This is a genomic window from Sandaracinobacteroides sayramensis (assembly GCF_022014495.1).
GTDB classification, from domain to species: domain Bacteria; phylum Pseudomonadota; class Alphaproteobacteria; order Sphingomonadales; family Sphingomonadaceae; genus Sandaracinobacteroides; species Sandaracinobacteroides sayramense.
Map to the genome: position 1 here is coordinate 17,501 of NZ_JAKLSQ010000021.1, position 25,364 is coordinate 42,864.

General features: G+C 59.4%; 19 protein-coding genes (1 of these 19 cut by a window edge). 10 read left to right on the plus strand and 9 right to left on the minus strand.

All coding sequences use genetic code 11. The annotated features are described in order from the left end of the window. A protein-coding gene (locus tag L6Q21_RS14565) for a hypothetical protein (protein ID WP_204158003.1) crosses the window boundary here: on the minus strand, positions 1–41 show its start. Its footprint begins 154 nt before the window's first position; the window shows 41 of its 195 coding nt (coding positions 1–41); it begins with the start codon at positions 39–41; the stop codon falls past the left edge of the window. A 382-nt stretch (positions 42–423) separates the two neighbouring features. On the opposite strand from L6Q21_RS14565, the gene L6Q21_RS14570 reads away from it, so the two are divergent. After that, a complete protein-coding gene (locus L6Q21_RS14570) occupies positions 424–1,380 on the plus strand; it encodes an IS5 family transposase (RefSeq protein WP_237831493.1) in 957 nt (318 codons plus the stop codon). A gap of 142 nt (positions 1,381–1,522) precedes the next feature. Here the strand turns inward: L6Q21_RS14570 and L6Q21_RS14575 are convergent, their stop codons facing one another. From L6Q21_RS14575 to L6Q21_RS14610, 8 genes are all read right to left on the minus strand, one after another. Beyond that, positions 1,523–4,285 (minus strand): DEAD/DEAH box helicase, encoded by a 2,763-nt coding sequence (locus tag L6Q21_RS14575; protein WP_204158002.1) that lies wholly within the window; start codon positions 4,283–4,285, stop codon positions 1,523–1,525. Between the two features lie 8 nt (positions 4,286–4,293). Next, the gene (locus L6Q21_RS14580) at positions 4,294–4,794 is read right to left on the minus strand and encodes a hypothetical protein (RefSeq protein ID WP_204158001.1); all 501 of its coding nucleotides are present in this window, start codon (positions 4,792–4,794) and stop codon (positions 4,294–4,296) included. A gap of 2 nt (positions 4,795–4,796) precedes the next feature. After that, a complete protein-coding gene (locus tag L6Q21_RS14585; RefSeq protein ID WP_204158000.1) occupies positions 4,797–8,000 on the minus strand; it encodes a DUF1156 domain-containing protein in 3,204 nt (1,067 codons plus the stop codon). Between the two features lie 13 nt (positions 8,001–8,013). Next, a complete protein-coding gene (locus tag L6Q21_RS14590) occupies positions 8,014–9,003 on the minus strand; it encodes a hypothetical protein (RefSeq protein WP_204157999.1) in 990 nt (329 codons plus the stop codon). Further along, on the minus strand, positions 9,003–11,756 hold the full coding sequence (locus L6Q21_RS14595) for a DUF499 domain-containing protein (RefSeq protein WP_204157998.1): 2,754 nt from the start codon (positions 11,754–11,756) through the stop codon (positions 9,003–9,005). Before L6Q21_RS14595 ends, L6Q21_RS14590 begins: the two co-directional genes overlap by 1 nt. Beyond that, a complete protein-coding gene (locus L6Q21_RS14600; RefSeq protein ID WP_204157997.1) occupies positions 11,757–12,638 on the minus strand; it encodes a BrxR family transcriptional regulator in 882 nt (293 codons plus the stop codon). Between the two features lie 416 nt (positions 12,639–13,054). Then, the gene (locus L6Q21_RS14605; protein ID WP_237831494.1) at positions 13,055–14,320 is read right to left on the minus strand and encodes an McrC family protein; all 1,266 of its coding nucleotides are present in this window, start codon (positions 14,318–14,320) and stop codon (positions 13,055–13,057) included. Beyond that, positions 14,320–16,134 carry an AAA family ATPase gene (locus L6Q21_RS14610; protein ID WP_204157995.1) on the minus strand — a complete coding sequence of 605 codons (1,815 nt, stop codon included), beginning with the start codon at positions 16,132–16,134 and terminating at the stop codon, positions 14,320–14,322. The genes L6Q21_RS14605 and L6Q21_RS14610 overlap by 1 nt, the downstream gene beginning before the upstream one ends. 290 nt (positions 16,135–16,424) lie before the next feature. On the opposite strand from L6Q21_RS14610, the gene L6Q21_RS14615 reads away from it, so the two are divergent. From L6Q21_RS14615 to L6Q21_RS14655, 9 genes are all read left to right on the plus strand, one after another. Continuing rightward, positions 16,425–17,387 carry an ArdC family protein gene (locus L6Q21_RS14615; RefSeq protein WP_204157994.1) on the plus strand — a complete coding sequence of 321 codons (963 nt, stop codon included), beginning with the start codon at positions 16,425–16,427 and terminating at the stop codon, positions 17,385–17,387. Beyond that, a complete protein-coding gene (locus L6Q21_RS14620) occupies positions 17,384–17,779 on the plus strand; it encodes a DUF2958 domain-containing protein (protein WP_204157993.1) in 396 nt (131 codons plus the stop codon). The genes L6Q21_RS14615 and L6Q21_RS14620 overlap by 4 nt, the downstream gene beginning before the upstream one ends. A 124-nt stretch (positions 17,780–17,903) precedes the next feature. Continuing rightward, a complete protein-coding gene (locus tag L6Q21_RS14625; protein ID WP_237831495.1) occupies positions 17,904–20,042 on the plus strand; it encodes a Spo0J and enkurin domain-containing protein in 2,139 nt (712 codons plus the stop codon). 106 nt (positions 20,043–20,148) lie between these two features. Further along, positions 20,149–20,445, plus strand: a complete 297-nt coding sequence (locus tag L6Q21_RS14630) for a hypothetical protein (RefSeq protein ID WP_237831496.1) — start codon at positions 20,149–20,151, stop codon at positions 20,443–20,445. A gap of 419 nt (positions 20,446–20,864) precedes the next feature. Beyond that, entirely contained in the window at positions 20,865–21,029 is a 165-nt protein-coding gene (locus L6Q21_RS14635) for a hypothetical protein (RefSeq protein WP_010335706.1), read from the plus strand. A 198-nt stretch (positions 21,030–21,227) separates the two neighbouring features. Next, a complete protein-coding gene (locus L6Q21_RS14640; protein ID WP_237831497.1) occupies positions 21,228–21,776 on the plus strand; it encodes a hypothetical protein in 549 nt (182 codons plus the stop codon). Between the two features lie 65 nt (positions 21,777–21,841). Continuing rightward, positions 21,842–22,258 (plus strand): hypothetical protein, encoded by a 417-nt coding sequence (locus tag L6Q21_RS14645; RefSeq protein WP_237831498.1) that lies wholly within the window; start codon positions 21,842–21,844, stop codon positions 22,256–22,258. Beyond that, a complete protein-coding gene (locus L6Q21_RS14650; RefSeq protein ID WP_237831499.1) occupies positions 22,251–22,895 on the plus strand; it encodes an antitoxin of toxin-antitoxin stability system in 645 nt (214 codons plus the stop codon). Before L6Q21_RS14645 ends, L6Q21_RS14650 begins: the two co-directional genes overlap by 8 nt. Positions 22,896–23,055: 160 nt before the next feature. Next, positions 23,056–25,364: strawberry notch-like NTP hydrolase domain-containing protein (locus tag L6Q21_RS14655; protein ID WP_237831500.1), on the plus strand; the 2,309-nt coding region annotated here is incomplete at its 3' end.

Genomic DNA, 25,364 nt, shown 5'->3' on the forward strand with positions numbered 1-25,364 from the left:
GCTGTAACCTCGATATTGATCCTGTTCCGCTTGACCGCCATCGTCTCCAAAATCCCGTGCCCCGAAAGGGGATGGGGCAATGGAAACGCGGAATGTCATCGTAGGGGAAGGCCTCGGGCATAGCTGTGCGGTGAATAGGATACCGTGGCGTAGAAAAGGGACGGCGTATTTGGAAGCGAAAGTGGCTGAACAGATCCCATAAGCACACAGATGATTTCGAATCTTCTCCATCTGCCACTTGCATAATGAATACCTAAACCGTTGCGTTTTTAACGCAAGCCTGAGAAGCATAGAGACGTGACGCACAATGTTAAGACTAAACACTATCCGAAAATGGTAACCATAAGCTAAGGAAAGTCTGAAAAACCTGCCAATTTCGGCGTGATCTGGTAGACTTCGGCAACGCGACGAGGAGCCCATCCGATGCCAAACCAGCCCACCTTTCCCGGTCTTCGCGATGCGATGAAGAAGAAACAGACGCGGCGGGAACTGTTTCTGACAGAGATGGATGTGGTTGTGCCCTGGGGTCGCCTTTTAGCGTTGATCGCGCCGCACTACCCCAAGGTCGGGCCGAAGGGTGGGCGTCCGCCGATGCCGCTGGAAACGATGCTGCGGGTCTACTTCCTGCAGAATTGGTATGCGCTGAGCGACCCGATGGCCGAGGAGACGCTGTATGACAGCGAGGCGATGCGCCGTTTTGCGGGGATCGAACTGGGTGACGACCGCATCCCGGACGAGACTACCATCCTGAACTTCCGCCACCTGCTGGAACGGCATGGGCTGACGGAGGCGATCTTCGCTGATGTGAACGCACATCTGGCCGACAAGGGGATCACGCTGCGCTCGGGCACACTAGTCGACGCAACAATCATCGACGCGCCGTCCTCGACGAAGAACAAGGCAAGGGCGCGCGACCCAGAGATGTCATCCACCAAGAAGGGCAACGAGTGGTATTTCGGCATGAAAGCGCACATCGGCGTGGATGCGGACAGCGGCGTCACCCACAGCCTCCATACATCAACCGCCAAGCTCCACGACAGCCAGGTCTGGGATGAACTTCTTCACGGCGAGGAAAGCTCGGTCTGGGCCGACAAGGGCTATGTCAGCGCCGAGCGCGAGGCCGCGTTCGCGGGGCCAGGCAAGGCCTGGGGCGTCATGCGCAAGACCACCAAGGGTAGCCCGTTGCACCCTCTCGACGAACAGGCTAACCGCATCATCGCCATGGTGCGGGCGAAGGTTGAGCATCCGTTCCGCGTCATCAAGCGCCAGTTCGGCCACGTGAAGACCCGCTACCGCGGGCTGGCCAAGAACCGCGCCCAACTCTTCACGCTGTTCGCGCTCGGCAACCTGTTCCTAGTCCGGCGAAAGCTGATGGCATGAGGACGAGTCTGCCCAAAATCAACCAATCCGCCGAGTTGGCGGCCATCGGGCGGCAAAACCGGGCACCAGATGCCCCCGTTAGCCGGAAACTCGCATTCAGACTGCCAGCTCGGCGCAGCCGAACGCGTTGATCAGACGTTCCCTAAGTAATCTCAACATAGCCAATGAGTTCTGCAGAGTAGCTTCCATCTCCAGCTGCGGTGCCCTTATGCTTGAGTTCCCGTTGAAGGGAGGGCTCGACGGTCTTGCTGAAGATGCTGATCCGCTCATCCTCGCCCAGGAAAGGTCGAGAGGGCGACAACCTGAGCACCTGATCAACCTGGCGCTCAATTGCAGGAAGCCTTGTCCCCTCAGGGCTGACCGCGATGGATTGTATGGTTGTCCGTTTTTCACCTTGACCGTTGGTCGCTTCCACAAGCCACAACGAGAGGATGGCTGGTTCAATTCCATTCCCCTCAAGGGCTACTCCGAGAAAATTCGGATTGAGCGAACGCCACCTGCCCAGTTCCTCCTGGACCGCCGGATGATCAAGCCCCAGCAGATCGTACGTTTCGGAGGAAGTTGCGACATCGCGGTTTAGAGTAAATCGAATGCGGCGGGCACCATCGACCGTAAGTAAATCGATAGTCTCTGCATCAACCTTCGAGAGCCTTAGATTCCGGTCCGCCATAGCCACCGACAAGAAATCAACCAACCGCTCCAAACCCGTGGAAACATCGGAGAACGGTTTGTAATCATCCAGACTGAAGCCTTCGAGATCTTGGAAGAGATCAAATACTACCTCCCGTGCCTCGCGTGCGTTTGCCAAGGCCGCCTCAAGTTCAACTGCGGTCCGTTTCAGCTCTGGGTCACCCAGAGCCTCTTGGTAAAGCCGATCGTAGTTCAATCGCTCTGACAGCTGCCCAAGTATCTGAGAACGCAGATCTTCTGCGACGTTGCCTTGCTCGTCGACTTTCCCGAGCGTTCTCGCGATTTCTGTAAGCTTGTCGTCAAGCAGAAGAAAAATGCGCCCTTCGATCGTATCAGAAAGGACCAAGTTGTAGACTTGCGCGGTGTGCGCTTGACCATATCGATGAATTCGACCGATCCGCTGTTCCATATCCATTGGATTCCAGGGCAGGTCAAAATTGAAAAGGATGCGTGCGAACTGCAGATTGATGCCCTCGCGGCCTGCTGCGGTGCAGACCATTACACGCGGCCCATCCTTCAACTTGAAGCGGCGTTCAGCAGCGGCTTTGGCGCCGTGATCACCGCCACGGAGAACTACGACGCCTTGACCGGGATATGTCGCCTCGATTTCACGGGCCAAGAGGTCCACTGTTCCCAAATATGTGGCAAAGATCACAATCTTTTCGTTGGGATTTTGACGCCACAAGGTACCAAGGCCGTCGAGTAGCTTCTGCACCTTAGTTTCACGCTGCACCGGAAAAACCGACAGCAAGTCTGCAATTCGCAACCGCTCTTCCGGTAGATGCAGGTCGATCGCTGCCGAGGCGACATCCTCCATATGAGAAGACGCAAATTCCGAGCCATAAGGATCGGACGCCATCTCCAGCGCTTCCTCGTCCAACTTTTTTGCGAGCCTATATTTTAGGTCGGCCATTATCCGGTCGACTTCACTTTTCCCGATCGGATCCCTTTCAAGCCCCCATTCGGCATGAATCAGCTCCCGCGCTTCATCGAACAGTCGCTCGCGACCTTCAATATCAAGCTCCTTGTCCCGCAGAAGCGCCTCTTGCAGGGTGAGCATGAGCATACGTCGCTTGAGCGTTCGCCTCACGGCAGCGAAGCTGGACGCTGCGATCTTTTGGAAGATCGCCATGAGGAAGCCCAAAGCTCGCCCTTGGTTTCCTTTTCGTTTGGCTAGGTCGAAACCTTCTTCGAGGTATTCGCGCAGCCGCTCATAAAAGCGTCGCTCCTCCTCACCCATCAGGAAGGATTCTGTATGTACCCACCGGCGTGCGAAAAGCGGGTCTCCATCTGGGCGGCAAGCATCCGCCTTGGTCCGTCGGAACATCACGGTATTCAAGCGATGTCGATTTTCCAACATCTCCTCAGGGCTGCCGAAGAGCGTGGGATTTAGCAGTTGGACGAGCATCCAGAACTGGAAGTGGTTTCCTTGATGTGGCGTCGCGGAGAGGAGAAGGAGGTCTCGCGTGTGACCTTTCAAAGCCTCGCCGAGTTTGTAGTTTTCCGTCTTCCGAACTTTCCCACCCGTTCGATAGGCGGTCAGGTGGTGCGCCTCGTCAAAGACAACAAGATCCCAATGTGGAGCTTCCAACAGGCGTTTGATACGCGCTGGCCGCTTCAACGTGTCGATGCTGGCAATGAGCCGGTCATGTTTCGCGAAAGCGTTAGTCTTGCGGTCGGTGATATCGCCTTCCGACCCAAAGACCTCGAAGTCCAGGTTGAAGACTTCGTTCAACTCCCGGTGCCAGTTGTTTACGAGGCCCGCAGGCACAACCATCAGGGCACGATCAAGCTCACCGCGGCTTGCCAGTTCACGGAGCACGAGCGCGGTTTCGATTGTCTTTCCGAGACCGACTTCGTCGGCGATAAGAAATCGACGAGGCGAGGCTGTTGCGATGCGATGTGTCAGAACGACCTGGTGGGGCAGAAGGTCGATCCGCGCGGACGTGAGCGCGGACGCGCTCTCCATCACGGGCAGTGCGTGAGCCTCGTAGGATAGCCAGACGGATCGCGCCCGCTCGGCGGTGCCCTCTACTGATCGCAGTATGCGCTCGGTGCGCGACAGCTCCTTCTGGATGCTGGCGATCGGAACGCGGCGCTCTCCGATGCTGAAGAATGCGCGGAGGTAGCCGTCGCGCGGTGCTTCAAGCACAACACCAGCGCCGAAATCGAAATGGGTGATCCGCTCACCAGGGCCAAAGGCGGTCTGTTCCATTTGCACGATCAGGTGATCCTCAAATGGAACAGGCCGACCGATTTGCCGCCCTGCGCAAGAATGATTTCTTGCGGATACTCCCAGGCCTCTCCCCACAAGACCCGTCCGAAATCGATCGTCTCGCTGGAAAATGGCGCAGAGCATCGCCACCGCACGGCATCGGTCGCAAGGTCGATGGGCATTCGCCTCTGGCCGTTGGGCAGCCAGAACACCAGCGATGCCTGACCATCGTAGAAATCCTGGAAGGAGAGGATCGCCGATTTCAGGGCACCGCCAAGCCAGGCATCGGCGTCCACCGGCGACAGAAGATCGAGGCAGGCATCGAGGCCCGCCACGACCAACGTGTCACCGCCGTTGCTCGGCAGTTCGTCCGGCCACGATTTGGTGGCAAGCATCAGTTGGCGCAGGCTGTAGACCTCGCTCGCCCGCGCAACCTTCGCGAAGGCGTCGTCGTCCCAAATCCAGCTGACGCCCCGACGTTGCCAAACGCTGTCGAGCACCTGTTTCATGCTCAATCCTCCAAGAAGAACGACAGCTGCTGGACCTGCTCTTTGTTGCTGGCAGCCCAGTTGTTGTAGATGCTCAGCGCCCGCGAGGCGGCGTTGCGCATCTGCTGCGTCTGACCCCGTTTGCTCATCCATTCGAGAAGGCTCTTCAGCGCCGCGTGCGGCTTGAAGTTCTCGTTCTTCAGCGTGTCGGCCGCGTTGATGCCGCTGCCGTCATAACAGGCCCCCATCAGAACGAAGGTCTGGTCCAGGTCGGCCGACAGCTTGCGCCGGTGCCGTCCTTGCCAATCTTGCGCGATCACCAGCGGGTCGTTGAGGTAGAACACCTTTTTCTCTTCGCGAGCCCAGCCGCGGTTCACGAATTCATCCGGGGCGATACCCGAACCGCGCAGCATCTTCTGCATCTGGTCCCGAGCGAGCTCGGTCTTGCCGTCGAAGATGCGCAGGAACTGCCGGGTGATGGGCTCTGCGGTCACCGGCGGCGGCTCGGTGGCCTTGTTGGCATCTTCGTCGATCAGCTGGTTGATGCCGACGAGGGCATCCTTGACCGAAATCGGCCGGCCTTCGTCGACATAGACCTTCCCATAGTGCTGCGAGAAGTATTCGAGCGCCTTGCCTCGACGGATGACCTGGATGTCGGCTTCCGGAAGACCCCGCTGGGCGTGATTTTCCAGAAGGCCCTGGAGCTGACGAACGTCTGCCAGAACCTCGCGGCGCATACGGGCCCAGCTGACGGCCTTCGGTTCATGAATGCGTTTCCGGCACACGTGCACGATGTCGTATTCGATGGTCTTGGAACCAAATTCTCCTTCGCCCTTCGTTTCGTCAGAGCGGATCGGATAGGTCGCCTCGAGATAGAAACCAGCGTCGAAGAGCGATTCCAACACCGACACCCACGGAGCGTCTTCGCTGTGGTGGAACGTGAATGCCAAAACGCCGCCGGGTTTCAGGACGCGATGGGCCTCGCGCCAGCAACCGGTAAGGAGGCGCTGGTAGAACCCATCCGGGTCTTCGGGTTCACGCGCCTTGTTGGACACGGCCTCCATTGATTTTGGTGTGTATTCCGGGCCGAAGTACTCTGGGTACTTCGCCTTCAGCGGGAGGCGGAGCCAAACGTAGAAGAAGTCCGCAAGTTCGGAATAATGTAGCAATCCGCCAAACGGTGGATCAGTAATCACCAAGTCCAAAGACTGATCTCGATGGTGAACCAGTTCAGTGGATGAGCCTTGAGTGATATCAGTGGGGCGTACGGGATCAGACGGGTAAACCTTTTCGCTTTTGCCAGAGATATTCGAAGCGATAGCAGGTTCTGTCAGAGCCAAGGTTTCCGCACTTACGGCTTCCCAGGGTCGCTGAGCCCATTCCCGGCCCTCGACGATACCATCTGAAGACGACGCCCAATTTCCACGGCCCAGCTTTGAGAACACGCAGTTCTCGATGACCGTAGATTTCGGATGGAAGTTGTTATTGGAAAACATGGGCTCGGGCGTGTCGCGCTGAGGGTTCCAGAAGCTAAACAGACATTGGTTTCTGAGATACTGTTGGAATGCACCAAGCACATATTCGCGGACCGACCAGTCATACCCAGGTGTTTCGACAATCGCTTTTAGTATCTGAGAGTGAACCAACAGCTGGCGCGGATTGAACATCGTCCACCAATGAGTGAAACCATGATTCGGTACGCCGCCTTGCAGGTGATGCGTCATGAAGCCGTAGGGCAACGGTGACCTCGGCCAATAGTCACACAAATCTTGTTCGCTTCTCTTGGCCCATTCATCAATGGCGAAGTTGTATTGCTTGGCGATTTGCTCGTCGTATGGCTTGAAGAAACGGCCGCCATATGGCGCACCGGTTCCCTTGTAGCCTTCAGAGAAGCATTGAATTGCATAGCCGGCCATTGGCCCTGTTTTTCCGGTCAGTTTGATGGCGTCGAGAACGTCATTCTCCCTACCGTCAGCTTGGCAGGTAAAGGTGGATTTCTTCGGAACGGTTCCGCCTTTTTTTCCTGCAAAGAATGTCTTTCCCGAGTCCGGGCATGTGACGGTCTCTGGAAGGTCTCCGCGCACTTCAAGCAGTCTAAGCTTTCTAGCGCGATCAATATTCCAACGGCTGGTTGCCTCAACACTATCTGTCGCGGAGCCACCGTAATCTCGACCTTCGGCGTCTTTTTTTGCGCTGCCTTCAAGCCAATCGGGATGAACCAGAAGCGAAAGCTCAACCTTCTTGTTCTTACTTTTGCCCAGCTTCACCAATTCGGCGTGGCCGCAATGGGGGCAGATCACCCGACCTTTCGGGTCGAGGATGGAATAGGGCTTTTCGTCGGGTGCCACATAGAGTGGCACATCGGGCGCCATGCGCGCCTCGGCATCCTCGATGTCGAAGCGCTCACTGCATGACGGGCATTTGTGCGGCCAATGTTTCACGGTCAGTGACTTCACCGACATCACATTGTTCGTCATGATCGGCGTGCGATGGCCGCAGCCTGTTACCTGGCAGGGCCCGTGTTTCGCCCAGAAGGTGTAGATGATCTCGGGGCCGTCGTAGGCGTAGTCCTTCCGCTCCTCGGGCTTCAGGGCCAGCGGATCGAAATCCGCGCCCATCACCTTGCCCGAAGGTTGGTGCGTCCAGGTGCCTTTCTCGCCGTTCGGGCCATCGCAGTAGTAGAACGGCATAATTTGCGGTTTCACCTCGGCCTCGATATCGGCCAGGAGGCGCTTCACCTCATCGAGATCGACGTCAGCCAGCTCTTGTTTCACGACGAACCAGGCCACCGGGTTCAGGTCGTTGCCCGACATCTGCATGCCGAGGCGCGATCCTTCGACCAGCGTCGTACCGCCGCCCATGAAGATGTCGGCCACCTTCAGGTGCTTGAAGGCGCCTTTCTTCTGGTGGTTGGCGTAGTAGTTGTCCCAGACCAGCTTCGCCGCATGGGACGGATCCTCGGGCGCCTTGGTCGCCGCCGCGATGAGCATGGAACGGAACACGCTGGACCTCCGCCGGGCCCACCATTTCGACATCTGATAGATCGGCTTGCCTGCGTTACCTTCAATCACGGCAACCTGGTTCACGGGCAGGATCGGGAAATCCACCTCGAGGCAGGTCTTGGGGCGGTTCGGATCGCTGAAATCGACGGTTTCCATGGCGACGGCTTTGCCGGCACCAACCGCACGCGCGACCTCTTGGGCAATCTGTTCTTTCTTGGTCGCCATGGGCGTAAATTCCTTACTTCGTCAATTCAACAAACGGGCAGAGCATCTCGAGCAGGGACAAGCCGCCATGCGCGAGGGTGGGGTAGCCGCCCTGGCTTTTCCATTTCCAACGTCCGACTGCGAGCAGGTGCTTGCCGTGCTGGCTATCCACCGATAGGGCTACAGGCGGGACAAAGGGACCGGGATCGTGGTCGCCGGATAGCAGCCGACCGCTCTTCAGCGCGCCTTTCAGGAAGGAGGCCTGTTCGTCCAACGCATCATAGAAAAGCCCCGTGGCGGCATACCCATGATCAGAGGTGATGACCAAACGACGACCAGTCGCGAGGCGCTCGACGAAATCCCAGAAATCGTCGCTGGTCAATTGCGTTGCGATATCGCGCGTGAGGAGATCCAGACCCTGACCGGCACCGGCACCGTCGTGTAATTTGCTGTCGGGCCATTGGTGCCAGAACACCCAGTTCGGCGAGGCGTCGATCAGACCGGCGCAGTCCTTCCAGGGCAGGTCAATCGTCTCGGTACTGGCGGGCGCCAGCTTGTGGACGAGCCCACCGCCGTTGTTCTGAAGCTGGCTCCGGCTTCCGAATCCTAACGCTTTGGCAAAGGCATTCGTCTCCGACGGTATTTCCGCACCGTAGGCGGCGGCGGTGTGGACAACAAACCCGCGTTCCTTTGCGCCCTCGAGAAGCCAAGGCATTTCTCGCAGACTAAGCCCATCGAGAATCAAGACGGCCTTGGCGCTGTAAGGCGCGGACCACCATTCAACGATCTTCTCAGAATTCCGCGGGGCGGCGTTCCCAAAGGTTTGCCACAACCCCCATGCCGCCGACGACAGAAAGTGGTCGATCTCGCCGATGGCCCGATCCCGTCGGGTCACTTCTCCAGGCGCCTTTTCGGCATCTATTGCTGCTCCGCAGATCGACATGACACGCTCGATGATCGTGGCCCAAGCCTCATCATCAGGAGCTGTCGTCAGGCCCGCAATCGCTTCCAAGTCCAACGCCATCAGTTGTCCTCCTTGTCGAGCGACAACTCGAACGTCATGCCATCAGGCAGTTTCTTGAGGAGTTCCTTCAGCTGCGCGCCAGTCGCAGCGTCCACCTTTATGGTGACGGCTTTCACAGGCGTTGCTGGACCAATTCCCCAACCTTCGAGTTTCCCGATAAGGTTGAGCGGCGAGGTCGCGGGTGCGGCAAAGGGCATGCGAGGCGCGCCAGAGCTGGCACCACCACCGAAGATGCCGCCACCAGGTTGCGGCATCGGGTCCGGCGCGCCTGGTACTGATCCCGGGTTCTCAGACATTCCTCCGGGAGGCGCAGGCGTCGGCTCTGTGCCCCCGCCGAAGAGCCCGCTAGGGGGGGGCGTTCCCGGAGCTGGCTGTGGATTTGACCCCCCGGTCGCGGGAACAGCAGACGGCGGCAAGATGAACACCTCGTCAAGCTGGCGTCCTGTGTACGAAAGCTTCGGCCGTAGGCGTCGCCACGCGGTCTCTTCGTCCTCGCCTGACTGGGCCTGAAGATACTCCATTCCTCGAAGGTTGATCGCGATCTTGCCTTTGGCACAGAGACGCAAGATCCGCTCTTTCATGGCCGTCTCGCCCAACCATGGGATACAATCCTGGCCTGCCGGGCGAGGCTCTTGCAGTTCCTTAAGTAGCTTGCCGACCGAACTGTTATTGATTGCGGCCTCAAGCACTAGGTGTTCAAAATCCTCAGGGACGAACAAGTCGTTCGTCATCGCGGTTTCAATCGCTTCCGGAACCTTCGCTCCTTGCTCGCGAAGTGTCTCGATATGGAACTCGCATTTCGACGGGTCGCCAAAGTTCCAACTGTGCAGCACGGCAAAACGATCAAACCGCTTCTTGAGAATGTCCCGCAGCTCACCTTGGTATTTCGACTGCAGTTTACGATACTCCGCATTCTGCGCGCCCCATTCCTGCGCCTTCATTTCCGCCCTAGCGAGGACAAGAAGGTCACGATCATAGAAAGCGTTCGAAGTCCCGCTCCGAGGGATCAGGAACCGAACCGTGTTCCGACGTTTCTGGAGGTGATCTTTGAGCCACCGTCCAAGGCGCTCATCAATGCGATCCGGCTCCTCGGGGAGCACCAAAATCGGTAGCCTGTCGTCCCAACGCTCGGGCTGTTCACTCTCGTCCAAGCCCGTCCAAGGGTCGTTCAGCCAATTGCGGGGCAACGCGATGACACGGAATGTCTTGGCGACCTCCTCGCTGCCACCGATGACGTAGCGGGTTTCCTTAGCGAGTTGAATGAGGTCCGATCCATCCGTGAAAAGCTTGTCATTTCTCGCGGAGGCCATGACTTTGGCCTGAGGGTTTTCCTCTTCCTTGAAGACGAGCCGCGCTCCATCTTGGTGGATATTGAAGCTGTTCTCGATGACCGTTGCGAGCTCAACCTGGAAAGCATTGTCATCGACTGGTTTTGCCCGCGTCAGGTCGATTTGCAGAACAGAAGGCTCTGCGCCGGCCATGTTTCCGACCGCTATTGACCGCAGCCACAGTGAGCCGATGATTTCCTGAAGATGTGGGACCTTCGAGGCGTGGTCCGGCACGGCTTCGGTCACAGAGGTGAGGTTGCGAAGGGCTTTGTCGCGTAGGGCGCGGTGTTGCTGATTGGCAACCGAGTCCAGAAGTGCTCCGATCCCGGATGCATCGTCGTCGAGCCGAAAATCGGCAGCTGTCAAAACTGGCGCGTTTTCGCCGCTGCTCTTATGCAGGTTCGCCAAGATGCGGATGAGGTCGCGCGTCTCTTGGGCATCTGTCGCGACAAGCACCTGATCCTCCAAGAGTTGCAGGAGGTGCGGCGCGAAGGGCCAGCATTCGACAAAGTCTCGCCGCTTCCTGTCCTGTTCGGAAGATGGCGTACCGAGCTGCCGAAAATATTCGTTGATGTGAACGTCGAGGGCGCCCTCAATTGCCGAGGAGCCGATCTGCAACCGGTTTTCAAACAGCCGATGGAGGAGCATGCGACGGCGATCATGCTGGATCTTGTCCGGGCTACCGCCAGCACGGAAATCCACCTGAACGGGATTCACCCTGTGGATCTGCTGGTATGCGTCGCTTGTCCCGTTTCGAACCGAAACCACGAGCACGAGGAGTTCGGGGTACTCCTTTGCAATCTCAGAGAGGATCTGGATGAAGTTGAACGCCCAGTTTTTCCACGGATACTGTTTAGTGTTCGTGAGGCCGTCGAACCAGGTCTGAAACTCGTCGAGCAGCAGCATCGTCGGCGAATGCCGGAGCATCTCGAGGATGAGCTGGTCGGACGGAATGTCAGTCTTGCTGGCACCCATACCTTCCCACTTCCCCTTGATGTACGTGCCGTGTGGATGCCGTTCGAACAGAATGTCCCAGAGGAACTTATAGCGCTGACGATGGAGACTTTCCCCGATGACGAGCATGCCATTCCGCAGCGGGATTTGACCGATCGCCGGGTCAGACAGGGTAGTGGACCAGCTCTTCAACCAATCTCCGGTTGAGGCGGGATCACTAACAGTGTGATAGAGAGCGGCCATAAGGTGTGACTTCCCGAGGCCGCGTTCACCTATGACAACAACCGGTCGACCTTGCTGGGGGCCGACGGCTTCGATGCCTTTCAATAGATCGAGCGTAGGGTACGTGATCTCAAGAAAGTCGCGGGCCGGCACTTGTGTCGCCCCTGTATTTGCATCGTTGGACAGCTCAATTGCCGTCCCTTTGAGGCGCCGCCCTTTGAACTCATCCCTCAGCTTCAAACCAAGCATTTACGCCTCTCCAATTCGTTCTGCCGGCTGAGCCGGAAATGATGTTTCCCGGTTCAGCAGCACAATCTGCTGATCCTGCGGCGTCCTGGCGGATGGATCTGTGTCCAGCCCGAGGCGCTTGAGCGTGTAATAAAGCAGCGCGCGGCGAACCTTGATTTTGGCTTTCCCGTCCTGCATGCCGTAGTCGAGCGCAATCACCTTGGCCTGTGTCTCGGACAGGTCCGGGTGGGGGCCTACCTCCAGCGTGACCTCTGAATGCCAATCGTCGTCCTCGGCAGCAGAGGTTGCAGCCTCGGCGGTCCCGCGCACCTCCAGCATCCGAGACAGCAGGAAGTCCTTGAAACAATCGTCCGTCATGCAGAAGGCTCGCGCATGCCAACGAAACCCATCGAATGCGATGGCATGGGGCGCAATCCAGCGCCAGCGTGGCTCGGGATGAGACAGGGATTGGTAGTTGACCTCTATCGCCTCTGCACGGCGAATAGCGCGAACGACCGCGCGCAAGGTTTCAGGATGAACGCCGCGCGCAGGAGTTGGCGTCGAGGCAAAGGCCGGCAGGTCCGTGGTCCAGCAATCATCGCGGTCGAGGAGCCCTTCCTCGAGGGAGCGCAGCTGAGCCAGGTAACGGCCAGCGTCCAGCTTCCCGAACATAGATTTGAACCCCGTGCCGCGCACATAGGTGCGTGCGCTCTTGTCGTAGGTCATGTTGTTGGGGGCGAAGCTGATGTAGCGATTCAGGTCGGATGAAGCTTGGTTCACCGACAGTCCGAACTGCTCCATGACATCGCTTCGGTTCACATGCCCATCCCAAAACAGGCGAAACTCGATGAACTCGAGCCGCTGCTCGACGCCCCAGCGAAGATCCGACCTGTCGTTTTCCACAGCCTTGCCCTTGGGTTTGTTGTGGGTGCGCTAACTGTGCGCACACAATTTCTGTGCCCTTTGCACGCTATCTGATCGGCAGGGCGCCGGCAACTAAATTTGTAAGCAAGGACAGTTGTTTGCGTGGATAGGTGTGATTTGTAGTGGCGAATAAATGCGAACTTGCCGGGCTCGGGCTATCGTCGGAATGTTAATCCAATCGTGGCGTCAACATGCCGAACTTATTGCCATTCTCAATATTTTCCATTTTTTGTTAAAAAATATACAAACCATTCAGATGTTATTCCAGCGGGTATTGTTTGTTAATTTGACTGAAAATCACCACCTCGATTTGTATTAATAAGGAAGTCTGAACTTAAAACGGATCGTCTTATCCGAATTCGAGGCATCGAATGTTCGTCAAAAAACGCCGCCTTTCATGTTTTTCGTAATGGAAAATGGTGTTCTGCATGATTAACTATGTCTTGCGCGATGTCCTTCCAATTGCAGGTTTGTTTCGCGAGCGCCAAATCGACTTGCCAGATATCTACTCTAAGGTTGGTCGCGGTGTAGCGCCATGTTGTTGGGGCCAATTTCTGTTTGATCGAAGGATAGAAAAGTATGACGCGGCTTGCATTGTAGGCCGCCCCATAGGACGCGAGTTGGTATAGGTCGGCTTGGCTCACATTTGGCGTAGAGCCTGAATGTTCTCCGAGATCCTTCCATTTCGTATCAATCACCAACGGGCCATCAGGGGTGTCAATCACGATGTCCGGGATCAGAGGGTAGGCGCCATGCTGCAACAGGGTGTGCTGTCGGCGCTGAACTGACACCGATCCCGGCGGAAGAACCCGTTGCAGCCAGCGGGCAACATACCGTTCAAACAGCAGGTTCATCGGAAAGAGCAACGAAATACCCGTGCCGTGTCCGGAACTCGTGTTTTGCCACTCTGCTTCCAGCAACATGCGCGCAAGCATATGCGCCTGACGAAAGCGCTCATTCATCCGGTTCCAGACGACCCGCTCCCTCAAGGGGGCGGGGCTGGCGGGGATGTTGGTAAAGCGCCCTGTCAGGTTAGCGATCCGGCGACGCAGAGGCTCGGAGCGCACAAAGGAGATGATGCGTAACAGGCTGGTCTTGAACAGCCGATTGAGCGGCGTGTTCTCGGAAAGCTCGTCAAACCGGCAATGCAGGCGGGAAGGATCAACCGAGCGGCGAACGATCTGCTGCCTCACCTCGAGCGCCCCCCGCAGTTTAGGCAAAACATCCTCCTCAGGCACATAGTCGCGCGTCAGACCGGATTTCGCTTGTTCCGCAAGGCGTGTGACAAACAGATTGATAAAGGCTTCGAGAAGGTCGCTCTCCTGTGCGCCCATCTGCGCGATCTGCCCTTCTGAAAGCGGAATGTCGAAGGCGACCGCAATCATGCGCACAAGGGTTGCTCGCAATGCACCGTCCTCGTCGGTGAGCTTGGGCAGGATTTCCAAACTTATCCCTGGAACGGAAATGATGCCGCAAACCTGCTTGGTTTCCAGCTTCCAAAAGCCTCGCGCCAGTACGCCGTTCTCCGCCACGCCAAGCCTGCGGGCAGCCGTGATTGCGGCAAGATGCAGTTGCTCGGCTTGTCCTTCGCTGATTCCGTCGGGTCCAATGGGCAGAGAGGACCACTCCGGCAGAGAGTAATGGCTTTTCTGCTTGGGCATTATTCCCGTCCCAGAAGAGCCATGTAAGCTGCTTCAGGATATCCGCCTTCTTCCCGAAAAACATCGGAATAGCGATACCGATCCTCAGCGAATCCCTCAGCCCCCTTTGGAACCTTAATAGGGGTCCGATTCAGGAAGCCGTCGCCGCCACCCAGAACAATGCGAACCCGTTCAATGTCGTCATGGAAATACTCGCGCAGCAGCGGGATGACCTTGAACGCCATGACGCGATCGAGGTCGGCCTTCGTCTTGACGCCCATAAACCAGGCGTGGCCGATCTGGGCATCCTCTCCCAGAAAATAGACAAGGCGCAGATTGAGGTTGTCCAGAATGGCTGCAAGATCGAGCGCACTATCGTCGAGTTCGATGCCTGCGAGTTCTGAGGGATCAGGCGGCAGTTCCTCAAACACGAAACGCCGACGCAGTGCTGTGTCCAGCAGCGAGATGGATCTGTCGGCCGTGTTCATCGTGCCAAGGATGTACAGATTGGCCGGAAGGGAGAATGCGGTCTTGGAATAAGGAAGTGTGACGGTGATCGCCGCAGGCGCTCCCCGTCTCTTGTCCGCCTCCAGAAGCGTGATGAGTTCGCCCAGAACCTTCGAGATGTTGGCGCGATTGATCTCGTCAATGATGAGGACATGCTTGCCGGCCTGCTTCGAAGCCCGCTCTGCCATTACTTTCAGCACGCCTGCTTCCGGTTCGAGCGTGAAGCCTGCCCCCGATGCCATTGGCTTGGGTCGCAGCCCCTCGACGAAATCTTCGTAGGTATAGCTTTGGTGGAAGGTGACGAAGCCGATGCGCCCGTCCTTGACCAGTTGCTCATAGGACGCGCGCACTGCACCCGGATCGGACGCCACCTGGCCTAGACATATCTCGACGGCGCGTTGTGCGGTGTTGAACGTCTTGCCCGTACCCGGAGGGCCATAGAAGATCGTATTCAGTTCAAAACCGGATGGAGCTGGGACGACGGCTTCTTCATCCAGTTTATCTGTCGAGTGCGCCTTCTTTTCTTTCGGCTTCTGCCAGACGGGCCTGAAGTCACCCTCATAGAAATCGACGTGTGAACCATGCTTGGCTTCAAGGCTCTTGCGCAAAGTCAGAAGTGCGTCATCGAGCTTGGCTATGCTCATGGCGCCGGCATCGGCTGCGGTTGTTGCCCCGAAGCCAGCCAGAATATCCCGTTTATGCTGGCCGGCGCTGATGCGCTCGAAGCTGTCAGGAAAAAGCAGGAAGGGCAGGATATGGCGCAACTGGCGATTTTCGCCATTCACCTGTATCTCGAACCAACTGGCAAATGCGCCGCCGTCCCCAAGCAGGCGTCGACGTTCATCAACAGGCCTGGATTTGAGATCCTGCATGGCGGTAATCAACAGAACGAGCTCGCGCCATTTATTGTTGTTATATCCCTGTCCAGCCCGGCCCACACCGTAAAGAACCTGTTCGGTCAGGGCCGCCACATCTTGCGGCAAATCCTGGCCTGACCAGGACCAAACCTCGCGGACTTTCCGATCCTTGGTCGGGGGAGAGACATCGCGGCGCTGGAAGGCATAAAGTAGCCAGATCAGCTCGGCCATCAGGCAGTGCGCTTCAGCGGTTGCGTCAGACAGCTGGACTTTCAGCTTTTCGAAGAACTTGCCTTCGCCCTCATCGAGGTTCAGCACGTAGGTACGTTGCAACTCTGCAAAGTGTTCAGCGGTCCAGAGTGAGCGTCCAGGTGAAAGCAGGGAACCATCGCCGATCAGGCAATCAGTGCGAAGACGATCCATCGTCTCGTAAAGGGGAGAAAGATCAGCATCTGGGTTATAACGGGCCACGAAAATTCCTCGGAAATACTTAGATAACCATTGCAGCATACAATATTCGTCTTCCGACTGGCGCGAGTCGGGTCAGCCTGCATAAGAAACCAGCAAAGCTCTTTTTGTCCAGTATACAGAGGCATTTGGGGGAAAGCCTTCCCCCTGGTCGGCACTGGCGTTGCCGACGCACCCCCATCAGCGGGGAGACCCCGCAACGCCCCCTTCAGAGTGAGAGTGCGGACGGGTTTTCCGTGACGGGTTAAGGTCTGGAAGAGAGGCTTCCGGCGCTCGTCGCGGAGATCATCCCGATGGCCAGACACGATCGCAGCCCCGCAGAAGGCGGCGCGCGCAGCAACCTTTACGACGACATCACCAACAAGATCATCGCCGAGCTGGAACAAGGTCGGCTCCCCTGGATCCAGCCTTGGGGTGCGTCGCCCGACACTGCCCCGCTGGGCCTGCCGAGAAATGCTTCAACCGGTCGGTCCTATTCCGGCATCAATATTCTGATCCTCTGGGGCGCTGTCATCCAGCATGGTTTCCCCGGTCAGGCGTGGCTGACTTTCCGCCAGGCGCTTTCGCTTGGTGGAAATGTCAGGAAGGGCGAACGTGGCACCACCGTTGTATATGCCGACCGCTTCACCCCCGAGGACGAAAAGCGCCGTGCCCGCGAGACGGGTGAGGATGCGCATGCCATACCGTTCCTGAAGCGGTTCACGGTCTTCAATGCCGCGCAATGCGATGGCCTGCCCGATGACATCACGGCAGTCGCGCCGCCACCGCCGCCGGGCCTGATCGAACCTCGGGTCGGGGCGCTGATCCGGGCGACCGGCATTGACTTCCGTATCGGTGGTAATCGCGCCTTCTATATGCCGTCGCTCGATTATGTGCAGGTGCCGCCTCCGCAAGCCTATTTTGAGCCGATCAACTGGCACCGGACGGCCCTGCACGAACTGGGTCATGCCAGCGGCCATCACAGCCGTCTCAACCGCGATCTGACCGGCTCGTTCGGCTCGAAGAAATACGCCTTCGAGGAAATGATTGCCGAACAGACCGCGGCCTTCAGCTGCGCCGCGCTCGGGATCGTGCCGACCGTCCGCCATGCCGACTATATCGGGTCGTGGCTGGAGGTCATGCGCGAGGATTCCCGCGCCATTGTCCGCGCGGCCTCGCAGGCCAGCAAGGCGGCAGACTGGCTGCTGTCGCATTTGCCGGCCGAGGACGCCGGGGAGTCGGATGCCAGCGTAACCGATCGGAGGGCTGCGGCATGATCCTCCTGACCGGCACACAGCGCGACCGTCTGCTGGCGAATGGTCGCCAGCGCGATCAGGATCACATCCCGGTCGTGAAGTTCTTCAACCCCCTAGGTGAAGGCGTCTGGCTCGCCACCGAACTGGATGAGGATGGCGACATCATGTTCGGTCTTGCCGATCTCGGCTATCCCGAACTGGGTTCGTGGAGTCTGAGCGAGATGCAGTCAGTCCGGCTGCCCTTCGGCATGGGCATCGAGCGCGATCTGCTGTTCACCGGGGATTTCCCGATCTCGGTCTGGGCCGAGGCCGCCCGCGAGACCGGCAGCATCCGCGCCGCCGAGCGTCTGCTCTACCGCGTCGGTGCGGGCTTTTCCCGTACATCCGCCGATACAGAAAACCGGAGTGCCTGATTTCCGGGTTTCAGGCTCTGCGGCTGGCGTCGCTCTCTTCAGAGGAAGAGGGCGGCGCTTCGCTTCGTGACGGGCTGATAGCCGGAGAGAGAGGCTCACCGGCGTCCGTCATGGAGTAACTGACATGGCCACTGCCGTTCAGAAGATCACCCTGTCGTCCTCGCGCGACATTCCCTTCAACAAGCTGGTGCTCAGCCAGTCCAACGTCCGGCGCGTCAAGGCCGGGATCTCGGTCGAGGAACTGGCCGAGTCCATCGCCCGGCGCGGCCTGATCCAGTCTCTGCATGTCCGCCCGATCGTGGATGCCGATGGCAAGGAAACCGGCATGTTCGAGGTGCCAGCGGGCGGTCGCCGTTTCCGCGCGCTCGAACTGCTGGTCAAGCAGAAGCGCCTTGCCAAGGTCGCGCCGGTTCCGTGCGTGGTGTCGGAGGCCAGCGCCGATGTGCTGATCGACGAGGTTTCGCTCGCCGAGAACATCGAGCGCGCACCGCTGCATCCGCTCGACCAGTTCCGCGCCTTCCAGGCCATGCGCGAAAAGGGCATGACCGAGGAAGCCATCGCCGCTGCCTTCTTCGTGGATGCCAAGGTAGTAAAGCAGCGCCTGCGTCTGGTTTCCGTCTCACCGGCATTGCTCGACATCTATGCCGAGGACGGCATGACGCTGGAGCAGCTCATGGCCTTCAGCGTCAGTTCTGACGATGCCCGTCAGGAGCAGGTCTGGGAAGCGATCAAGGATGGCTGGCAGAAGGAACCCTACCACATCCGTCGCCTGTTGACCGAAACCACGGTCCGCGCCGCCGACAAGCGGGCGATGTTTGTCGGCATTGCCGCCTATGAGGAGGCTGGCGGCTGCGTGCTGCGCGATCTCTTCCAGCAGGACGATGGTGGCTGGCTGCAAGATCCGGTGCTGCTCGACCGGCTGGTGGGCGAAAAACTGAAGGCCGAGGCCGAAGCCATCGCCGCCGAGGGCTGGAAGTGGATCGAGGTCGCCGTCACCTTTCCCTACGGTCATGATCATGGCCTTCGCCAGATTGTCGGCACCACGGTCGATCTGAGCGAAGAGGAGCGTGCCACCCGCGAGGCACTGCGCGACGAATATGAGCGGCTTGAAGCGGAATATGGTGAGGCCGACGAACTGCCGGACGAGATCGACGCCCGCCTGGGTGAGATCGAACAGGCGCTGGAAACCTTCGAGCGCCGTCCGATGACCTTCGAGCCGGATCAGATCGGCATGGCGGGTGTCTTCATCAGCATCGACGCCGATGGCTCCTTGCTGATCGAACGCGGCTATGTTCGCGCCGAGGACGAAACTCCTGCGGAACCAGAGGCCGAGATCGTTGACCCGGAAACTGGAGAGGTGATCCAGCGGGCTGAACGGGAGGTAAGCCGCATGCGCGCGGTTATCACTCTGGGCGGCCAGCCGGTCGAAACGGAGGAGGAAGACGAGGCCGACACCATCAAGCCGTTGCCCGATCGTCTGGTCAGCGAACTGACCGCGCATCGCACGCTGGCGCTGCGGGATGCAGTCGCAGTGAACCCGCATGTCGCCATGACGGCACTGCTCCACCGGCTGGTCATGGATTGCTTCATGCCGCATTCCGGTCGCGGATGCTTGGAAGCACAGGTCCGCGAGATCCATCTGCCGGCACAGGCCGAGGATCTGCGCGATAGCGCGTCGGCCAAGGCCATCGCTGACCGCCACGAACGCTGGGGCGATCATGTCCCGGCAGACGATGCCGCCCTCTGGGATTGGCTGACCGATCTGGACGATGGTTCGCGCATGGATCTGCTCGCCCATTGCGTCAGCTACGGTGTCAACGCGCTCTATGAAAAGCCAAACCCTTACAGCGGCACGGGCGTCAGCCAGCACGGGCTGGACATCCGCCTGTCGCAGGCTGACCGGCTGGCCCGTTCGACCGGCCTCGACATGGTGGCCGTGGGCTGGCGGCCGACCGTTGGCAATTATCTCGGCCGCGTGACCAAGCCGCGTATCCTTGAAGCCGTGCGAGAGGGGGCCGGAGACCGGGCCGCCGATCTGATCGGGCACCTCAAGAAGGGCGACATGGCCAGGGAAGCCGAACGCCTGCTGGCCGAATCCGGCTGGCTGCCGGAGCCGCTGCGCATGGTGGACGAAGGTATCGAAGTCGATCCGGTATCGGGCGCTGCGGCGGAAGCCGACGATCTGCCCGATTTCCTCTCCGACGATGGCGAGGACGACCCGGCTGACGACGAGGAAGAACAGCATATGGTCGCTGCTGAATAGCGCTCATGCGGGGCGGCTTCGGTCGCCCCGTTTATCACCCTCCGTTTCCGCAACTCGCCCGGTCCTCGTGATCGGGCTTTTTCTTTGGAGAGCCGCCATGCCGGCCATGATCGACATCGATAAGATTTTTCTGGAAGACCGCGAACACCCCCCGTCGGATCGTACCTTACCGTGGACCGAAACCCGCGATGGCATCACTGTTGTCGTGGAGCCAAAGCCCCATTGGGCCGAAGACATGCGGGTGTTCCGGCTCGATGCCCGTGAATATTGTCGCTACGCCGAATGGACTGCCCATGGCGGCCGTGCGCGCTTCTATGGTCATATCGACACATCTGGCGACGATCTGATGATGAAAGCACGCGCCATGATCGCCCGCGAAATTTCCGATGGGCTTTGGAGCTGAAGGTCCGATCGCAGGGTGTCGGGCCGTGAGGATGGGAGGTCTGCACCGGACGGGTCCATTCCGGCTTCACCATGCAATCCGCTGTCTTCTTCAGGGCAAGCGGCAGCCATCTCGGGCCTGAAGGGAACACGATACTGATGCCAGCATGGTGGCAAGGCTGGCGCGGCAGAGCATCTGCGACGGGTATCCGGCATCCTGTCAAATGCGAAGAACCACCCCCGCTTCCATTCGCAAACCTTGGTCCGATCCGTCTCTTTGACATTCAACCCCAAAGGGGTCGGCTTGACGCTTCGCGTGCCGCCCTCGGGGATTCGGAAAAAGTCCGAACGCCCTCGGGTGATTGCCGATCCGGTCAGACACTTCGGGCGCCTGTCGCGCGGGGGATGGTCCCCCGCCTCCAAAGACAGGAGCCGGAACCCATGTCCTATGCAGATGCCACCGCCTTCGCCGCCAGCCTCGCCACCACGCTGATGGTTTCGATCGTTGTGTTCCAGGCCGGAGACGGCACCCACGCCGCTTGCCCCGCCGCCGAGTTCGACGGCGACGACGACATGGTGAAGCTGGAGCTGGACCCGTGGGAGTAAGGCGCGAAAGCGCCTCACCCCGACGGCCCGAGCGCGGCAGCCCGCGATCGGGCCCTCAGTGCCTCACGATGGTCGCCCATCGCCGGCAGCGGAACCGGGAACAAACCCGGTCAGAGAGGAAGAGTGCGGGCCGTTCGGCCGTGACGGGTTGAGGGTCGGAGAGAGAGGCTTTCCGGCGCCCGTCATGGAGTAATCCCGATGACCTTTGCCCGTTCCGAAACCTTCCGCTCCATCGGCCAGATTCTGGCTGCCGATGTTCTGCCCGCGCTTTATCGGTCGCAAAAGCTGCCGCTGCGCATCTCGTGCCTCGGCGTGGCCAGCTATGACGCCAGTGACACGGCGAACAGCTTTGACCGCGTGATCCCGCTTGGGGAATGCCCGTCACCGGAAGAGGCCATTCAGGCTGCGGCCTTGCGCCTGTCGCGCGGTGATATTTGCACGGGGCCGGACAGCTTCCCGTATTTTCAGCCGCGCATCATGCTCATTCAGGACCAAGATCAGCGTCTGGTCCTCGCCGGTGAAATCCGCGCCGGCACTATCCTCTGGCAACAGCCGGTCGCCTCTGATGCCGAGGCGCGCAGGATCGTGACCGAGGCCAGCCGCCTGCGCGGCATGGCGTTTCGGATATCAGATCCCGGTGATGCGAGACGGCTGCGTTACCGCGCCGCTGCGCTGGAGGCACGGCTGGTCGATCCCTTCTGGCGCGAAACCTCGGCCGATCTACTCCGCCTGCCACAGGCCGCCTGAGCTTCACCCATTTCATCCCATTCGGCTCGGCCATACGCCGAGCCATGTCATGTCCGGAGACCGTCATGGCCGACTATTACACGCACTTTTCCTGCCTGCTCGACGTAGGCACCCCCGCAAACGCCGCCCGCGCGCTCGATCTCTACAACGCTCTGGCAGATGACAATGCCGCTGAGGATCCGCCCTCGGATGGCTTCCTGCTCTCCATCCAGCCAGAGCATGGCGGTACGCAACTCTGGATGCGCGATGATGTCACGGGTGACCCTGAGCATGTCATCCAATTCGTCAAACGCTGCGCTGCCGAATTTGGCCTGAGCGGATTGTGGGGTTTCCAGTACGCAAATAGCTGCTCGAAACCGCGCATCGACGGATTTGGTGGTGGGGCGCATGTCCTTGATCTCGCCACCGGCGAGACAGTGGACTGGATCTATACCGATGGCTGGCTTTCCTCGGTTCTGGAAGGGAGAGACCACTATGCCTGAGGTCATCGAAACCACCGTCTATCGCCTCAACGAATTGTCTGATGTGGCAAAGGACAAGGCCCGTGCCTGGTATCGTGAGGGCGGCTTCGACTATGACTGGTACGATGCCGTCTATGAGGATTTCCAGCGCATCGCGGATATCCTCGGGTTGAACCTCAAGACCCGCACCGTCCGATTGATGGGCGGCGGCACCCGGCAGGAACCCTGCATCTGGTTCCGGGGCTTCTGGTCGCAAGGTGACGGTGCCTGCTTTGAATCGTGGTATTCCTACCGGAAACATGCTCCGCGCCTTATCCGGGAGCACGTACCGCAGGACACCGAATTGCATCGTATTGCCGATGCCCTTCAGGCGGTCCAGCGCCGCAACTTCTATCAGCTTCGCGCCGATGCCAGCCATCGCGGCCATTATTACCACGAATATTGCATGGCGATCTCGGTCGAGCGCGATAGTCCGACATACCAGGACATGACCGGCGATGCCGAGGAGACGATCATCGAGGCGCTGCGCGATCTGGCCCGCTGGCTCTACCGCCAGCTTGAGCGCGAGTATGATTATCTGTCCTCGGACGAGGCTGTCGATGAAACCATTGCCGCCAATGAATACACCTTCACCGCAGCTGGTCACCGCTTCGGATGATCCCGAGAAGACACTGACAAGCGCCCCACCGTCCGGTCGGGGCGCTTTTTTTATGCTGCGCTTTGAGAGTCAGAGGCGGGCCGGAAGGGGTTAAGTCCGGGCGGTCGAGAGAGAGCGCTGTTCGGGCTCTTTCAATTATTGCTCTCCTGAGGTTTCCGACATGAACATGGTGTTTCCCGTGGCCGATCCGGTCACGCCACTGGCGGCTGCGCCCGCGATTCTGGCTGCGGCTAATCTTTTGCTTCCGTCTCTCGAACGCGGTGAACGCATCGATGCCGCCACCTTGCGCCGTGCTATGGAAACGGCCTTCGGCGCGTCCGACGCTACTGGCGTCTGGGACTGGAAGCTGGCCTATGAGGCGTGCGAAGTCGCTACCGTCCTTTTCTTACGCAAATACGGAAAGGCGCTTTTCCGTAAAGCCGCGTCTCCGGCGGCACGCATTTCCGTGCTGGCAAAGATCGCGGCGCTGTTGCCCACGCAGACCCGGCGTTCCGAGGAAAGCCAGAACCTCCAGCAATTTTCGACGCCGATCCCGCTCGGCCTTACCGCTCTGACGGCTGCCGCGATTACGCCCGATGACAGGGTGCTGGAACCATCGGCGGGCACCGGCCTTCTGGCGATCCTGGCGCAGACCATCGGTGGCTCGCTGATCCTCAACGAACTGGCCGAGACCCGCGCCGATCTGCTTGCCCAGATCTTTCCGGCTTTTGCCGTCACCCGCTTCGACGCCGCCCAGATCGATGATCATCTGGCTCCGGATGCTGTCCCGTCCGTGGTGCTGATGAACCCGCCATTCTCGGTCATGGCCAATGTCAGCGGGCGTGTCGCGGATGCGGCCTATCGCCATGTTGCCGCGGCACTGGCCCGTCTTGCTCCCGGCGGGCGGTTGGTGACGATCACCGGCGCTGGCTTTGGCCCCGAAGCTCCGGCATGGCGGGACGCCTTCATCCGCTTGCAGGCCCGTGGCCGCGTGGTGTTCAGCGCTGCCGTCGATGGCGCGGTCTATGGAAAGCACGGCACCACGATCGACACGCGGCTGACCGTGATCGACAAACTGCCCGCCGACGATCCCGCCAGTTTGCCGGCTTCGCCGGGGATCGCGCCTGATGTTGCCACGCTGATCAGATGGATCGAGGAACAGGTTCCGCCGCGCCTGCCAGTGTCATTGCCGAAGATCGTGGTTTCCGCTTCGGCCACCCCGCCGAAGACCGTGCGGGGCTATCTCGCACGCTCGGCGGTTACGCGATCTGTCGCTGCTTCGGCCAATGATCCTGATGGCGTCGAACTCGCCTATGAGACCGTGGACTGGACGCCACCGGAAGGCGCTCGCCTGTCCGACGCGATCTATGAGGAATATGCGCTGCAATCGCTGCGTATCGCTGGTGCACAGCCGCATCCGACCAAGCTGGTGCAATCCGCCGCCATGGCCTCGGTCGCACCGCCCAAGCCGTCCTACCGGCCCATGCTGCCGCCCGACATCTGCGCGCGTCTGTCGGACGCCCAGCTTGAAACGGTGATCTATGCAGGTGAAGCCCATGCCGATCATCTCGCCGGCGCCTGGACCGTGGACGAGCATTTCGACAATGTGAGTGCCGCGCCCGAGGATGCTGCCGGATCGATCCGCTTTCGCCGGGGCTTCATGCTCGGTGATGGAACCGGCGCTGGCAAGGGTCGCCAGTCCGCCGCCATCATTCTCGACAACTGGCTTCGCGGTCGGCGCAAGGCGATCTGGATCTCCAAATCCGACAAGCTGATCGAGGACGCGCAACGCGACTGGTCGGCGCTCGGCATGGAACGGCTGCTGGTCACGCCTCTGTCACGCTTCCCGCAGGGCAAGCCGATCACGCTGTCGGAAGGCATCCTTTTTACCACCTATGCCACGCTACGCTCCGACGACCGGGGCGAGAAGGTTTCCCGCGTCAAGCAGATCGTCGAATGGTTGGGGTCCGATTTCGATGGGGTCATCATCTTCGACGAGAGCCATTCCATGCAGAATGCCGGTGGCGGAAAAGGTGAACGCGGTGATGTCGCCGCCAGCCAGCAGGGCAGGGCGGGTTTGCGCCTTCAGCACGCGCTGCCCGATGCTCGCGTGGTCTATGTTTCGGCAACCGGCGCCACCACCGTCCACAATCTCGCCTATGCACAGCGCCTCGGCCTCTGGGGCGGCGAGGATTTTCCGTTCCAGACCCGCGCCGAGTTCGTCGAGGCGATCGAATCCGGTGGCGTTGCGGCCATGGAGGTCCTGGCCCGCGACCTGCGATCTCTCGGCCTCTATACCGCCCGCTCACTCTCCTATGATGGCGTCGAATATGAACTGATCGAGCATCAGCTCACGGACGAACAGCGGCACATTTACGACTCATATGCTGTCGCCTTCCGGACGTTATGCGCAGCTGCGCATAACGTCCGTAATCGCGAGGACGCGATAATGCGAAGGAATGCGGCACCATCGCTATCATTTGGGGAGTT

Coding starts and splice junctions, on each gene's coding strand:
- L6Q21_RS14570 (WP_237831493.1), top strand. CDS start 424: ATGCCAAACCAGCCCACCTTTCCCGGTCTTCGCGATGCGATGAAGAAG.
- L6Q21_RS14575 (WP_204158002.1), bottom strand. CDS start 4,285: ATGGAACAGACCGCCTTTGGCCCTGGTGAGCGGATCACCCATTTCGAT.
- L6Q21_RS14580 (WP_204158001.1), bottom strand. CDS start 4,794: ATGAAACAGGTGCTCGACAGCGTTTGGCAACGTCGGGGCGTCAGCTGG.
- L6Q21_RS14585 (WP_204158000.1), bottom strand. CDS start 8,000: ATGGCGACCAAGAAAGAACAGATTGCCCAAGAGGTCGCGCGTGCGGTT.
- L6Q21_RS14590 (WP_204157999.1), bottom strand. CDS start 9,003: ATGGCGTTGGACTTGGAAGCGATTGCGGGCCTGACGACAGCTCCTGAT.
- L6Q21_RS14595 (WP_204157998.1), bottom strand. CDS start 11,756: ATGCTTGGTTTGAAGCTGAGGGATGAGTTCAAAGGGCGGCGCCTCAAA.
- L6Q21_RS14605 (WP_237831494.1), bottom strand. CDS start 14,320: ATGCCCAAGCAGAAAAGCCATTACTCTCTGCCGGAGTGGTCCTCTCTG.
- L6Q21_RS14615 (WP_204157994.1), top strand. CDS start 16,425: ATGGCCAGACACGATCGCAGCCCCGCAGAAGGCGGCGCGCGCAGCAAC.
- L6Q21_RS14620 (WP_204157993.1), top strand. CDS start 17,384: ATGATCCTCCTGACCGGCACACAGCGCGACCGTCTGCTGGCGAATGGT.
- L6Q21_RS14625 (WP_237831495.1), top strand. CDS start 17,904: ATGGCCACTGCCGTTCAGAAGATCACCCTGTCGTCCTCGCGCGACATT.
- L6Q21_RS14630 (WP_237831496.1), top strand. CDS start 20,149: ATGATCGACATCGATAAGATTTTTCTGGAAGACCGCGAACACCCCCCG.
- L6Q21_RS14635 (WP_010335706.1), top strand. CDS start 20,865: ATGTCCTATGCAGATGCCACCGCCTTCGCCGCCAGCCTCGCCACCACG.
- L6Q21_RS14640 (WP_237831497.1), top strand. CDS start 21,228: ATGACCTTTGCCCGTTCCGAAACCTTCCGCTCCATCGGCCAGATTCTG.
- L6Q21_RS14645 (WP_237831498.1), top strand. CDS start 21,842: ATGGCCGACTATTACACGCACTTTTCCTGCCTGCTCGACGTAGGCACC.
- L6Q21_RS14650 (WP_237831499.1), top strand. CDS start 22,251: ATGCCTGAGGTCATCGAAACCACCGTCTATCGCCTCAACGAATTGTCT.